Annotated in this window: 11 protein-coding genes and 1 riboswitch; all 11 genes read left to right on the forward strand. The window is 49.4% G+C overall.

What is annotated here, in order from left to right; translation table 11 throughout:
- The first annotated feature begins 193 nt into the window (after nt 1-193).
- The 11 genes from EDD67_RS10140 to EDD67_RS10190 all read left to right on the forward strand — a co-directional run bounded on the left by EDD67_RS10140 (nt 194) and on the right by EDD67_RS10190 (nt 12,783).
- Nucleotides 194-2,797, forward strand: coding sequence for a PEP/pyruvate-binding domain-containing protein (locus tag EDD67_RS10140; protein ID WP_121439929.1), 2,604 nt, complete (start codon nt 194-196; stop codon nt 2,795-2,797).
- 56 nt (nt 2,798-2,853) lie between these two features.
- Nucleotides 2,854-3,564: a 3-ketoacyl-ACP reductase gene (locus EDD67_RS10145; protein ID WP_121439930.1), complete on the forward strand. Its 711-nt coding sequence runs from the start codon at nt 2,854-2,856 to the stop codon at nt 3,562-3,564.
- A gap of 71 nt (nt 3,565-3,635) precedes the next feature.
- Entirely contained in the window at nt 3,636-4,295 is a 660-nt protein-coding gene (locus EDD67_RS10150; RefSeq protein ID WP_147123481.1) for a M50 family metallopeptidase, read from the forward strand.
- A 9-nt stretch (nt 4,296-4,304) separates the two neighbouring features.
- Nucleotides 4,305-4,408, forward strand: a riboswitch (TPP riboswitch).
- 116 nt (nt 4,409-4,524) lie between these two features.
- Nucleotides 4,525-5,295, forward strand: coding sequence for a thiazole synthase (locus EDD67_RS10155; protein WP_121439932.1), 771 nt, complete (start codon nt 4,525-4,527; stop codon nt 5,293-5,295).
- Nucleotides 5,296-5,311: 16 nt separating this feature from the next.
- Nucleotides 5,312-6,412 (forward strand): 2-iminoacetate synthase ThiH, encoded by a 1,101-nt coding sequence (gene thiH, locus EDD67_RS10160; protein ID WP_121439933.1) that lies wholly within the window; start codon nt 5,312-5,314, stop codon nt 6,410-6,412.
- A gap of 14 nt (nt 6,413-6,426) precedes the next feature.
- Complete coding sequence (locus EDD67_RS10165) at nt 6,427-7,047, forward strand: thiamine phosphate synthase (protein ID WP_162843806.1); 621 nt, start codon at nt 6,427-6,429, stop codon at nt 7,045-7,047.
- The gene (gene thiS, locus EDD67_RS10170; RefSeq protein WP_093074181.1) at nt 7,031-7,234 is read left to right on the forward strand and encodes a sulfur carrier protein ThiS; all 204 of its coding nucleotides are present in this window, start codon (nt 7,031-7,033) and stop codon (nt 7,232-7,234) included. Before EDD67_RS10165 ends, thiS begins: the two co-directional genes overlap by 17 nt.
- Before the next feature lie 50 nt (nt 7,235-7,284).
- Nucleotides 7,285-8,061 carry a hypothetical protein gene (locus EDD67_RS10175; RefSeq protein WP_121439935.1) on the forward strand — a complete coding sequence of 259 codons (777 nt, stop codon included), beginning with the start codon at nt 7,285-7,287 and terminating at the stop codon, nt 8,059-8,061.
- Nucleotides 8,062-8,482: 421 nt separating this feature from the next.
- Nucleotides 8,483-10,360, forward strand: coding sequence for a nucleoside-diphosphate sugar epimerase/dehydratase (locus tag EDD67_RS10180; RefSeq protein ID WP_121439936.1), 1,878 nt, complete (start codon nt 8,483-8,485; stop codon nt 10,358-10,360).
- Nucleotides 10,361-10,417: 57 nt separating this feature from the next.
- Complete coding sequence (locus EDD67_RS10185; protein WP_121439937.1) at nt 10,418-11,563, forward strand: glycosyltransferase; 1,146 nt, start codon at nt 10,418-10,420, stop codon at nt 11,561-11,563.
- A gap of 44 nt (nt 11,564-11,607) precedes the next feature.
- Entirely contained in the window at nt 11,608-12,783 is a 1,176-nt protein-coding gene (locus EDD67_RS10190) for an aminotransferase class I/II-fold pyridoxal phosphate-dependent enzyme (RefSeq protein ID WP_093074172.1), read from the forward strand.
- Nucleotides 12,784-12,795: the final 12 nt, after the last annotated feature.

The raw sequence follows: 12,795 nt of genomic DNA on the forward strand, positions 1-12,795 counted from the left end.
AATTTTGAAAAATAAGATTAGAGTCACAGGTTCGAATATGTCCGATTGTTTTCGCTAATTGAGATGATTGTCCTCCTCCATCCTTGAAAAACAATCCCAAACTGTCGCTATAAAAATTTACTGCCGTTTTATGAATAGCGGCAGGAAAAAGAGGGAAAAGTACGGAGATGACACATACATGGGGTGAATTGCGGTGATTAAAAACTTTTCCGATCGCGCAGAAACGGCAATCGAAGAAGTCGGCGGGAAAGCGAAACAGCTTATCCGGATGACAGGAGCGGATTTGCCTGTGCCGCCGGGCTTTGTCTTAACAACATCAGAGTATAAGCAATTTCTTGACTCCAACGGCCTGTCGCATTGGCTGGAGGAAAAATGCCGCGACTTGCATGAAGCTGACACGGCAGAGGTCGAACGGGTTGCAGCTGAAATTCGCACGAAGATTCTTCAAGGCGAGTTTGCTGAAAAGATGCGGGAACGGGTGTTAACGGCGCATGAAGAGCTCGGTGCGGAATTTGTCACGGCGAGATCGTCAGCGACGTCTGAAGATTTGCCGGACATGTCGTTTGCCGGTCAGCACGACAGTTTTTTGCATTTGCAGACCGGAGAAGAAGTGCTTAACTCGATTAAACAGTGTTGGGCATCGCTGTGGAATCCGCATGCAGTCAAATACCGGCTGGACAGGGGAATGAGGCATACGGCTAATGATCCGGCGCTTGCGGTAGTTGTCCAAAAAATGGCAGATAGCGAAAAGTCCGGTGTCCTGTTTACAGCGAACATTCGCAATCACCGCCGTGATCAGTGGCTCGTGAACGCTTCTTGGGGGGCGGGTGAAGCTGTTGTATCAGGCACCGTTAACCCGGATGAATATATTATGGACGCAGCGAGCGGTGCGATTGTTGATAAAAACATTACTGAAAAGAAAAAGGCCGTTGTCTGGCGCGGAGGCAGAAAAAACGTTGAAGATGTTGAGGATCATCGCCGCAAAGAATCGAGCTTGACGCGTTCTGATTTAAATGAATTATACGAGTTAGCCTGGAAAATTGAAGATGAATATAGCGAACCGATGGATATTGAATGGGTGATCGGTGAAGAAGGCCTGTCTTTAGTTCAGGCGCGCCCGGTGACGACCTTGTTCCCTGCGGTCCAACCGCAAGACAGCCGAGAGGAAAAGGGCGCTCGCTTGTACCTTTCGTTTCACCGTATCTCCCAAGGGATCGCAGAGCCGTTCACACCGTTAGGACTCGATGTTCAAAGGCTGGAAATGCAAGGGGCGCTTAACGTTTTCGGCGCCGGTATGCCGGCTGATTTACCGTATTATAAAACAGCGGCCGGACGGATTTATTGGGACATAACCCCCGTTTTAAAATCCAAAATAAGAGCTGAGCGTATGGCTGCAGCGATCAGTCAAAAAGATCCGAAAGCAGAAGATTTGCTGCGGGAAATTTATCAACGCGACGGGAGAGAATGGAAAAAAAGCGCCGGCAGTCTGACCCTTAACCGGCAAATGGCCCGGAAATCCAAAGAGCTTGCCGGTTATTTTCGCCAATCGTTGCGGCATCCGGAAAAAGCAGAGGCAAGGTCGCGCGCATTGGCAGAAGAGCATTTGCAGTTGATGGAAGCTAAACGCCGGCAAGCATCGACCGTTGCTGAAAAATGGCGCTGGATTGAAGAGATGATGGCTGCAGCGATGCATGTGATTATTAATCAGTCGATGATTTTTCTGCCCGGCTTCCAAGCCGAAGAGCGTCTGCGTAAACGGCTGCTGCGCTGGTTCGGCACCGATGAAGGGATTAATCCGTTGATTCGCCATCTCCCGAACAGTGTCACATCACAACTCGGTTATCAGCTTTTGAAAATTGCTCAATTGCTATTGGCTGAAGGTAAACAGCCGGAAATAACGGATCCGCGGATAAAACATCTGCTTGAAATGCACGGTCACCGCTCAAATATGGAGCTGGATATCGGCCGGCCGAATTGGCGGGAACAGCCGGAGTATCTGTTGGACATGGTGTCAGCCTATATGAGTATGGGCGCTGAAGAAGTAAATAAAAAAATCACTGAAGCCGAGGCTTCGGACAAGGCCGTACAGCGGCTGGTGATTCATGTCCGTAATGAAATCGGCGCGAAAGCAGCCGTACAGACGAAAAAGGATGCAGAAAAAATCCGCCTGCTGCTCGGCTTACGGGAACGGCCGAAGTTTGATTTTGTCCGGTCACTGGAGAAAATCCGTCATGAGCTGCAGGCGATTGGGGAGGCTTTTGAGCAGGCAGGGAAATTGAGCTCGGCTGGGGACGTCTTTTATTTAACAAAAGAGGACCTGCTTAACGGCGAAGGGAATATGGATATGCTGGTGAAAGAGCGCCGAGGTGAACTGGAAAAGCAGCAAACATGGAAAACAATCCCCCGTTTTATCAATGATGTCGGCGAATGTTTTTTCGAACCTGAAACGAGCAGTTCACACAATGCTCTCGCGGGAAACCCGGTCTCCGGCGGCGAGTACGAAGGCACGGTCAGAGTGATTGACTATCCGGGTAAGGAACGTCTGAACCCGGGAGAAATTCTTGTCACGCACCAAACCGATCCAAGCTGGACGCCGCTGTTTTTAACCGCCGGGGCTTTGATTATGGAAACGGGCGGAACCGGCTCTCACGGCGGGATCGTAGCTCGTGAATACGGCCTGCCTGCTGTTTCCGGGATTGAAAATGTCAGCAGCGTTTTTCAAACAGGCGACCGGGTGCGGGTGAACGGTTATTCGGGTCTGGTTGAAAAAATTGATACACCCGCTCCGGAAGTTTAACGATTGCGATCTGCGTGAATAGTACGAAAGAATAACTACTGGAAAGGTGTGTTACGATGCAATCATTACAAGGGAAAAAAGTGCTTATTACCGGAGGAAGCCGGGGAATCGGCCGAGCGACAGCTCTTTATCTCGCTGATGAAGGAGCGGAACTCGCGCTGATTGCCAGCTCAGAAAACAGTTTTACCGATATCAAAAAAGAACTCGATGAGCGGGGCGCGAAATATGTGACGGCGGCAGCGGATATCAGCGATGAAAAAGCCGTTGAAGGTGCTGTCGGTTACATTAAACAGCAGCTCGGAAGCGTTGATATATTAATTAATAACGCCGGCGTGATCGCACACGGTAAATTTCACGAGACGTCAGCCGATGAATTTCGCCGGCTGCTCGATGTCAACGTGATGGGGATTGTTCATGTTACGCAGCAGGTGCTGCCGATGATGATCGAACAAAACCAGGGAGATATCATTAATATTGCGTCGATGGCCGGCGTGAAAGGGTCGCCGGGAGCGAGTGCGTACAGTGCGTCAAAATTTGCTGTGATCGGTTTAAGTGAATCATTGATGCAGGAAGTGCGTCCGCATAACATCCGTGTCTCGACTTTAACGCCAAGTCTCGTTGAAACGGAGATGACGCGCGGTGACGAACGCAACCCGGAAAAGTTCACACAGGCTGAAGATATGGCGGAGTTTATAGTCAGTCAATTAAAACTTGAGCAGCGAACGTTCGTTAAATCGGCAGCAACGTGGGCGACGAATCCATTTTAATGCTTCGCTTCAGTTGTAAGCGGAGGTGATCAGCGATCAAACCGCTCGAACTTCTTTTTTTAGCAGCCGCGGTGCTTGTTTTGACAATGCTTCCGGGGATCGGAAATTACGTGAAGTTGTTTTATACAATGCTTCATGAAACGTGCCATGCGCTTGCTGCCCGTTTAAGCGGGGGCAAAGTCAAGCGGGTGCATTTGTATGCGACGACCGCGGGAATGGCTGAAACGACGCATCGTTCGCGCGCCGGAGCCGCCTGGACGGCGTTTGCCGGTTATCCGCTTGCTTCACTCATTGTGACGGCCGGAATCTATGCGTATATGCAAGGATTTACTGAGCAATTGTTATGGCTTTTCGCAGCTTTAGTCGCGTATCAATGTATCTTTTGGGTCCGTAATGCTGCGGGCCTGTTATGGTTGTTGTCCGTTCTCGGCGGCCTTTTTGCCCTTTACTATTGGCAGCTGGATACGTACTTTGACCTGGCCGTGCAGCTGGTTCTCGTTGTATTGTGGTCGCAAGCTTTCTTTTCCTCGTGGACGGTTTTTCGCCTAGCTTTCATCGATAAAAACCAGGCAGGCGATGCAACGATTTTGGCGAGGCAGACGAAAATACCGGCCGTCTTCTGGGGGTTTTTGTTTGCGGTCAGCGGGACCGTGTTCTTTATAATCGGTCTGTGGCTTTTTTTGGGCGGAAGTGAAGGATTTGACATCGTTTCCATGTTTGATAGAATGTAAACAAAGTTCATAGCACGCTGGGGGTGCCTCACGATTGAGGCTGAGAGGATAAAATCCGACCCTTTGAACCTGACTTGGTTAATACCGACGTAGGGAAGCACGAGATGATGACACTGTTGCCGCGAAGAGCTTTCATTTTCAATGGAACTTCCGGTGGATTCCGTTTATCCAACGCTTACCTTGCGAAGATCAGGGTAAGCGTTTTTTTATTTTAAAAGGAGGAAGGAAAATGAATGACCCATTAACGATCGCAGGTGTTGACTTGTCCTCGCGTCTGTTTACCGGAACGGGAAAATTCGGCGATCACAAAGTGATGAAAGAAGCGATTCAAAGCTCTGGTTCAGAAGTTGTCACTGTTGCCGTCCGGCGGGTCGATGTTGAAGCCGGGGATGAAAATGTCATTGCGGACATTCCTGCTGACGTGCAGTTAATGCCGAATACGTCCGGTGCTAGAACGGCTGATGAAGCCGTGCGCATTGCCCGTCTGGCGAAAGCGAGCGGGCTGGGAGATTGGATTAAAATTGAAGTGATCTCAGATCAGAAATACTTGCTTCCCGACAATGAAGAAACGGTCAAAGCGACAGAGATCCTCGTAAACGAAGGATTTACCGTGCTGCCTTATATGAGCCCGGACTTAATGGCGGCTAAGCGGATGGAAGAAGCAGGAGCGGCTGCTGTCATGCCGTTGGGCGCGCCGATTGGATCAAACAAAGGGATTCGTATGAAAGATATGGTTCAGATCATTATTGATGAGATCGCTGTACCGGTTGTTGTCGATGCCGGAATCGGAAAGCCGTCCGAAGCGGCAGAGGCGATGGAAATGGGTGCTGATGCCGTGCTCGTTAACACGGCCATCGCCACAGCAGAGGATCCGGTGCAAATGGCCGAAGCGTTTGCCCGCGCCGTTAAAGCGGGGCGGCAGGCATACCGCGCCGGTCTCGGACCAACAGCAGTGACGGCGGAAGCGTCTTCACCGTTAACCGGGTTTTTATTTGAATAGAAAGGGTGACGCCTAAATGAGTTTTTATGAACAAGCCGTTACTTACGGCGGCTGGGACGATTCGGTTTTTGATCAAGTATCGGCAAGCGATGTTGAGCGGGCCCTCAGTAAAGAAGAAATCAATCAACGCGATTATTTCGCGCTGCTTTCACCGGCGGCCCGTCCATATTTAGAGACGATGGCGAAAAAGGCGCAGGCGAAGACCCTTCGTCATTTCGGCAAAGCGATGCAGCTGTTTCTCCCGCTCTACTTGTCTGATTATTGTGTGAATATCTGCAAGTATTGCAGTTTCAGCGCCGATCAAAACTTCCCCCGCCGCCGTTTGACGATGGATGAAGTGGAAAAAGAGGCAAAAGTGATCAGCGATATGGGGATCAAGCATATCATCTTGCTCTCCGGCGAATCGTATCAGCATTCGTCGATTGCTTATCTGCAGGAAAGCATGCGCGTACTGTCCAAGTATTTTTCGTCCGTCGGCTTAGAGATTCAACCGCTTGAAGAAAGCGAGTATGAAGAACTCGTTGCTTCCGGCGTGGACGGACTTACTGTGTATCAAGAAGTGTACAATTACGATATTTATAAAGATATTCATGTGAAAGGTCCGAAAAAGAACTATAAATACCGGCTTGACACCCCGGAACGCGGAGCAAAAGCCGGCATGCGCGCTGTTAATGTCGGGGCGCTCTTAGGACTCGATGATTGGCGGAAAGAAAGTTTTGCCGCCGGCATGCATGCGGCATATTTACAGGACCGTTATTTAGAAACGGACGTCAGCGTCTCATTTCCGCGTATCCGGCCGCACGCGGGAAGTTATGAACCGAAAGTCGATGTCGGCGATGCCGACCTTGTCCAGGCGATGCTCGCGTTAAGACTGTTCTTGCCAAATGCCGGTATTACGTTATCCACCCGCGAATCGCCAGAACTTCGCGACAAGCTCTTGCAGCTCGGGGTGACAAAAATCTCCGCATCGTCTTCAACCGAAGTCGGCGGATATTCCGAGCCGGACAATACGCAAAGCCAGTTTGAAATCTCAGATGAACGTTCTGTCGCGGAAATGAAACGCGTCCTCAAAAGCCAAGGATTTCAGCCGATCGTCAAAGATTGGCAGATGATTTGATGGCAGGTCCGGAGATGATCAATGGTATGCACGTTATTTCTGACGGACGTCAAAGCCTCGCTGAGTGGCTGTCGAACTGCCGAAGCTGTGAGGAAACGGCAGCAGTCTTTCATCTAAGGGAAAAAGAACGGCCGGCCGGAGTGATTGCAGAGTGGATCGAGGCTTATCGCACCGCGGGTCTGCCGCTCGCGAAACTGCGGGTGAACGATCGGGTGGACGCGGCCTGGCTGGCAGGGGTAAAGCAAGTTCAGCTGCCGCAACAAGGGCTGTCTCCCGCGACGGTTAAAGCCGGTCTGACCGGGATGTATGTGTCTGTGTCCGTCCATTCACTGACGGAGGCCTTGCAGGCAGAACAAGAAGGCGCTGATGAAGTGCTGTTCGGTCACGTTTTTTCTACAGATTCAAAGCGCGGTCTCGCATCGCGCGGGCCTGAGCAGCTTGCGGAAATCGCTGCCAACCTCTCGATTCCGGTTGTGGCGATCGGCGGAATCACGCCTGAAAATATCGCTGACGTTCGTGATGCCGGCGCAGCGGGAGCAGCGGTCCTGTCAGGAATAACCTCAGCGCCGGATCCTGAAGAAGCTGTAAAAAGTTATCAAAAAAGGTGGGGGAAAAATAATGAAAATGCAGATTAATGGCAAAGAAACCGAATTGCCGGCGGCGATTGCCAGTGTTCAAGATGTTCTTGATCATTACAATTTAGACTCGCAGGCTGTTGTTGTTGAGCGCAATGAGCAAATCGTGCCGCGTGAGAACTTGAGCTCCGTGAAAGCAGAGAACGGAGACCGCCTGGAAATTGTTGAATTTGTCGGCGGCGGATAAGCGATATGGTATGATGAATCATAAACAACTGAAGGAGACGAAATCATACCATGTTTTGGAACAATCCGAGATTTACGGTAAAACGCAAGGCTAAACGTCACAAGTCACGGTTTGAAAAAGTCCATGTTTACAGTTATCCGTATGAAGTGAAAGGACGTCACTATTATTTAGCGGATTATCTTCGAATGGGACGGACAGCCGGACACGCCGTTTTTTCTGATGAACAGGATAACGCTGAAGATGCATTATCGGCGCTGAATCAGCTGATTTATTTCTACCGGCTTTCTGAACGAGTTCAAGATGAAGGTACGATGCGTGCAAAAATTGATTTAAAGCTGTTGCAGCGTCCGATCGAAGTCATGGAAAAACAATGGGACGACCGTTTGCGTCCCGGCTACGAGCTGCTGGATCGGCTGCTTCGTTATCAATTGAAATACCGGAAGATTTACGATGAGATGATGGTCTCCTTGCGAGAGCTGCGCGAGGCGTATCCGGCTTTAGGCGAGCGCGATCTGTCGGTATTAGAAGAAGGCGCAGCCGAACTTGAAGCGTTGCAGCTTGAGATGCTTCACAATTTAACAGCAGAAGCGGATAAGATCAAAACATGGATTGAGTCGATGAAAGCGCTTGGGCTTTGGGAAGAGTTAAACACCCCCCAGCAAGTGTTTTACCGGCAATTGTTAGAGAATCAAGCCGCGATGAAAGACGAAATTCAAGGTGTAAAAGATGAATCGGCAGCTCAGCTCAGACGCTCGCAGCTGAAAAAACTGAAAAAAGAGCTCGAAGGACAGAAAAAAGAAGCCCGCAATATCCTTCGTTACCCCTAGGTGTTAGTTATGAACCATCGAACGTTCTATTTCAGAGCGTTCTTTTTTATGTTTGAGCGTCTGCTTCCGTTTAGATTATAAAAAAGTGTGAATTTAACAAAAAAAGACTTGATTTGTTCGTTATTTCGAATTATGATTAAGACAACAGATAAACGTTATAACGAACGAAATGATCGTTGTGACGTACAAGATGACTTTTGTTTTCCCCTGCCGAATCAATCAACACGTTCGGCACTCTTTTTTTAACTTTTTGTTCGTTATTAAGAATAAAAGGAGAAGCCTTCTTTCCTTTATCAACGAAGGAACTCGTCCATGCTGTGGGTTGAACAACCTTAGATGCCGGTCATCAAAGGTGTGGAGTGAGGACAGGTTAAAGGCCTGTGATGATTTACTTCTCATCAAGCAGTAAAGGAGGATCGTCATGACTTACAAAAAACGGGCCAGCTCATTTATGTTGTTGGATTCTTTCTTGATCATCTCAGCTTTTATTTTCAGTTTATTGATTATTAACGAACCGAGCCGGATCATGGGAGCCGGATTCTGGCTGTCCTGCACGATTATTTTGTTTAGTTATCATGCTGTTTCTTATCTTTTTCATATGAATAAAAAAGCTTGGCAGTACGCGAGCATTGACGAACTGACGGTGATTCTCCGCACGTTAACAGCAGCGATTATCTTAAACGCGGCTGCGCAGCAAGTATTGTTCGCAACAGTCAATTACCGGAGCCTGATTGTCACATGGCTGTTGATGATTGTATTTATCGGCGGATCACGGTTTATTTGGCGGATTTATCAAGAACGGCAGTTGCAAAAATCGGCCAAAGGCAAGCGGACGCTGATTATCGGTGCGGGATCAGCCGGGACGATGATTGCGCGGCAACTGAAAAGAAATCCTGCCACAGGTCTGTATCCGGTTGCGTTTATTGATGATGACCCGGCTAAACAGCATTTAGAGGTGTTCTCCTTGCCGGTTGCCGGGGGTACAAAAGATATTCCCGAAATTGCGGACGATTTTAAAGCTGAACATATCATTATCGCGATGCCGTCGCTCGAACGGCGCAGGCTTCAGGACATTTCGCGGATCTGTGCTTCACTTGATGTGAAAACGCAAATTCTCCCCCGTATTGAAGATTTAGTGACAGGAAAAGTCTCCGTCAGCGAGTTTCGCGAAGTATCGATCAATGATTTACTCGGGCGCGAGCCTGTTGATTTGGAAACACAGCATATTGATGCATCGTTGCGCGGCAAAACAGTGCTTGTTACAGGTGCAGGCGGATCGATCGGTTCAGAAATTTGCCGTCAGCTGATGAGGTATGAGCCGAAAGCGCTTGTTCTTCTCGGTCACGGAGAGCACAGTATTTTTTCGATTGAGCTTGAACTCCGCGAAACATACGGAGCAGCGAGCACGGCATTTTTTCCCGAGATCGCCGATGTGCAGGATAAAGACCGACTGCAGAGACTTTTTGCCGAATACCGTCCAGACGTGATCTATCATGCGGCTGCGCATAAGCATGTCCCGTTAATGGAACGTAATCCGGAAGAAGCGGTGAAAAACAACATTATCGGGACAAAAAATACGGCTGAAGCCGCGGATATTGCGGGCGTGAAGACATTTGTGATGGTATCAACCGATAAAGCCGTCAATCCGACAAGCGTGATGGGAGCATCGAAACGGCTCGCTGAAGTTGTCGTGCAGCATATGAACGAGCGGAGTGAAACGACGTTTGCAATCGTAAGGTTTGGCAACGTGCTCGGAAGCAGCGGGAGTGTCATACCGCTGTTTAAACGGCAAATCAGCCGCGGCGGCCCGGTAACGGTGACGGATCCGGAGATGGTGCGTTATTTCATGACGATACCGGAGGCGTCAAGTCTCGTGATCCAAGCGGGAAGTTTGGCAAAAGGCGGCGAAACATTCGTGCTCGATATGGGTGAGCCGGTCAAAATCGTCGACCTGGCGAAAAATTTAATCAAACTGAGCGGAAGCGGGGCGGAAGATATCAAAATCGAATTCACCGGCATACGTCCCGGGGAAAAGCTTTATGAAGAGCTGCTTGATAAAGGTGAAATTCATGAAGAACAGATTTTTCCGAAGATTCATTTAGGGCGGCCGTCGCTGAAGAACTATGACCGGATCGAAGCCCTGCTCGCAAACTATACGTTGCTGGGAAAAGACAGCCTTCGGGAAAAACTTCTTTCATTAAGTTCTGAAGCCGCGACGATTAAAGAAGGCACCCCAGAGGAAGCGAACGTTAAAACAGCAATGAAGAGCAAAGAAAACAGCAAAGTTGTCAGCATATGATAAACGAAATAAATCGGATGGCATCGCCGGTAAATCGGGTTAAAGGAGGCCGTGTTTGTGAATAGTCCAACCCGCATTTTACATGTTGTTGCAGCGATGAACCGCAGCGGAGAAGCAAAATTTTTAATGAATCTTTACCGGGCAATGAACCGTGCAGAGATCCAGTTTGATTTTTTAACTGCTTTTCCCGGAGATTACGATGATGAAATCCGCAATACGGGCGGCAAGGTGTACGAAATACCGTTTTTGACGAAATCGGGTCGGCTTCGTAATGAAAAATTGCTCGCGTCATTTCTGGCCGCTAACACCTATCAGATCGTTCATGTTCATACAGGATATTCGGCCGGTTCGATTTTGGCGCAAGCGAAAGAAAACGGTGTGCCTGTAAGAATTGCGCACAGTCATCTGAGTGAAGGCCGAGAAGATTTTTTGGAAAAAACGATAAACTTTTTCGCGGCAAAAAGAATCCGCCTTTCAGCCACGCATCGCTTTGCTTGTTCGCTGGAAGCGGGCGAACGTCTTTTCGGCAAAAATACGTTTTTCATTCAAGTGAATTATGCCGTTGATCCTGAGCGTTTCCGATTTCGCACCGTTTCGCGAAAAGCAGCCCGCTTAGCTTGGGGCTGGAGAGAAGAACACTTTGTCATCGGTTATATCGGAGGCATGTCGCAAGCTGATCATCTTTTCTGGCTGTTGGCGCGCTTTGAACAGCTCGTTTCGACGATGCCGAAAGCACGCTTGGTGATGATCGGAGAGGGGCCGATGAAATCGAGACTGAAAGAAGAGGCAGAGAAGAAAGGGTTAGAAAACTATGTACATTTTGATGCACAGACCGACGAATGCTCCGCTCTCCTGAACGGTATGGACGTACTGACACGCCCCGGTTCTTCCCGCATGTTTCCGGTGGTGTTGATTGAAGCCCAGTCTTCCGGTCTGCCGTGTCTCGTTGCAGACGATGTTTCCCGGGAGGCTGATATGGAGAGCGGGCTCATGCAATTTTTACCGCTGAAAAGGCCGCAGAAGTGGGAGGAAGAACTCGTCAGACTCAGCCGCTTAAAAATGCAAAGACGTTCGGAAACGCGAAGTGTTAAACAAAAAGGTTATGACATGAACAGCACGGCGAGGGAGATGGAGAGTTTTTACCGCTCCCGGACAAGAGAAACGGTCTATGAAGAGGAAAAGCACGGTCCTACACATGCTTAAAAGATATTCGGTACAAAGCGTTACCGAGAAAGCGGGTGGTTAACATGGTTAAAAAGCTGAAACAAAGGATTCTCTTATCGCCGCCGCATTTAAGCGGGGAGGAATATAATTACGTCAAAGAAGCGTTTGATTCAAACTGGGTTGCGCCGGCAGGCCCCCACTTGCAAAGGTTTGAAGATGATATCGCATCGTACGTCGGATCATCCGGAGCCGTCGCGCTTCAATCCGGCACCTCGGCGATTCACTTAGCATTAAAAACCTTGAAAGTCGGTGAAGGGGACCGGGTGTTTTGTTCAACCTTTACATTTGCTGCAAGCGCCAACCCGATTCGCTACCTTGGAGCAGAACCGGTGTTTATTGATTCGGAACCGGATACGTGGAACATGTCGCCGCAAGCGCTCGCGCGTGCTTTCAGCGCAAGCATGACGGCAGGTGAACTTCCAAAAGCGGTGATCGTCGTTCACCTCTACGGGCAGCCGGCAAAAATGGATGAAATCATGGCCGTTTGTGATGCGTATCATGTTCCAGTGATAGAGGATGCGGCTGAGTCGCTCGGGTCCAAATATTTGAACCGTCATACCGGAACGTTCGGCAAAATCGGGATCTTTTCGTTTAACGGCAATAAAATCATCACGACATCCGGGGGCGGGATGCTCGTATCCGACGACCCCGAATTGTTGGATGAAACGCTCTATTTGGCGACGCAGGCGAAGCAGCCGGCCCTGCATTATCAGCACAACGAAATCGGTTATAATTACCGGCTCAGCAACGTGCTTGCCGGAATCGGCCGGGCGCAGGTGAAAGTGTTGGACGAACGTGTCAACATTCGCAGGGCGATTCACCGAACGTATGCGGAAGCATTTGCGGACGTTCCCGGAATTTCCTTTATGCCGGAATATCAAGGGTCTTATGCGAGCCGCTGGCTGACGGCTTTGGTCATGGAATCTTCTGATACGCCGACTTCACCGGAAAGGGCTGTCCGCTATTTGGCTGAGCGGCAAATCGAAGCGCGTCCGCTTTGGAAACCGCTTCATCTGCAGCCGGTATTTGCAGATTCACTGTATTATCCGCACTCACCAAACGTTCACGTTGCCGAGAGGCTTTTTGACAAAGGGTTATGTCTTCCGTCAGGTTCCTCGCTGACAATCGACGAACAGACGCATGTGATTAACTGTTTGAAGGCATATCTCAAAGAAGAAAGCGCTCGCGAAGTGATCTAATCCTTTGGGGAA

This window comes from Salisediminibacterium halotolerans (assembly GCF_003814815.1).
In the GTDB taxonomy this organism is placed as follows: domain Bacteria; phylum Bacillota; class Bacilli; order Bacillales; family Salisediminibacteriaceae; genus Salisediminibacterium; species Salisediminibacterium halotolerans.

Coding starts and splice junctions, on each gene's coding strand:
- EDD67_RS10145 (WP_121439930.1), top strand. CDS start 2,854: ATGCAATCATTACAAGGGAAAAAAGTGCTTATTACCGGAGGAAGCCGG.
- EDD67_RS10175 (WP_121439935.1), top strand. CDS start 7,285: ATGTTTTGGAACAATCCGAGATTTACGGTAAAACGCAAGGCTAAACGT.
- EDD67_RS10165 (WP_162843806.1), top strand. CDS start 6,427: ATGATCAATGGTATGCACGTTATTTCTGACGGACGTCAAAGCCTCGCT.
- EDD67_RS10155 (WP_121439932.1), top strand. CDS start 4,525: ATGAATGACCCATTAACGATCGCAGGTGTTGACTTGTCCTCGCGTCTG.
- thiH (WP_121439933.1), top strand. CDS start 5,312: ATGAGTTTTTATGAACAAGCCGTTACTTACGGCGGCTGGGACGATTCG.
- thiS (WP_093074181.1), top strand. CDS start 7,031: ATGAAAATGCAGATTAATGGCAAAGAAACCGAATTGCCGGCGGCGATT.
- EDD67_RS10190 (WP_093074172.1), top strand. CDS start 11,608: ATGGTTAAAAAGCTGAAACAAAGGATTCTCTTATCGCCGCCGCATTTA.
- EDD67_RS10180 (WP_121439936.1), top strand. CDS start 8,483: ATGACTTACAAAAAACGGGCCAGCTCATTTATGTTGTTGGATTCTTTC.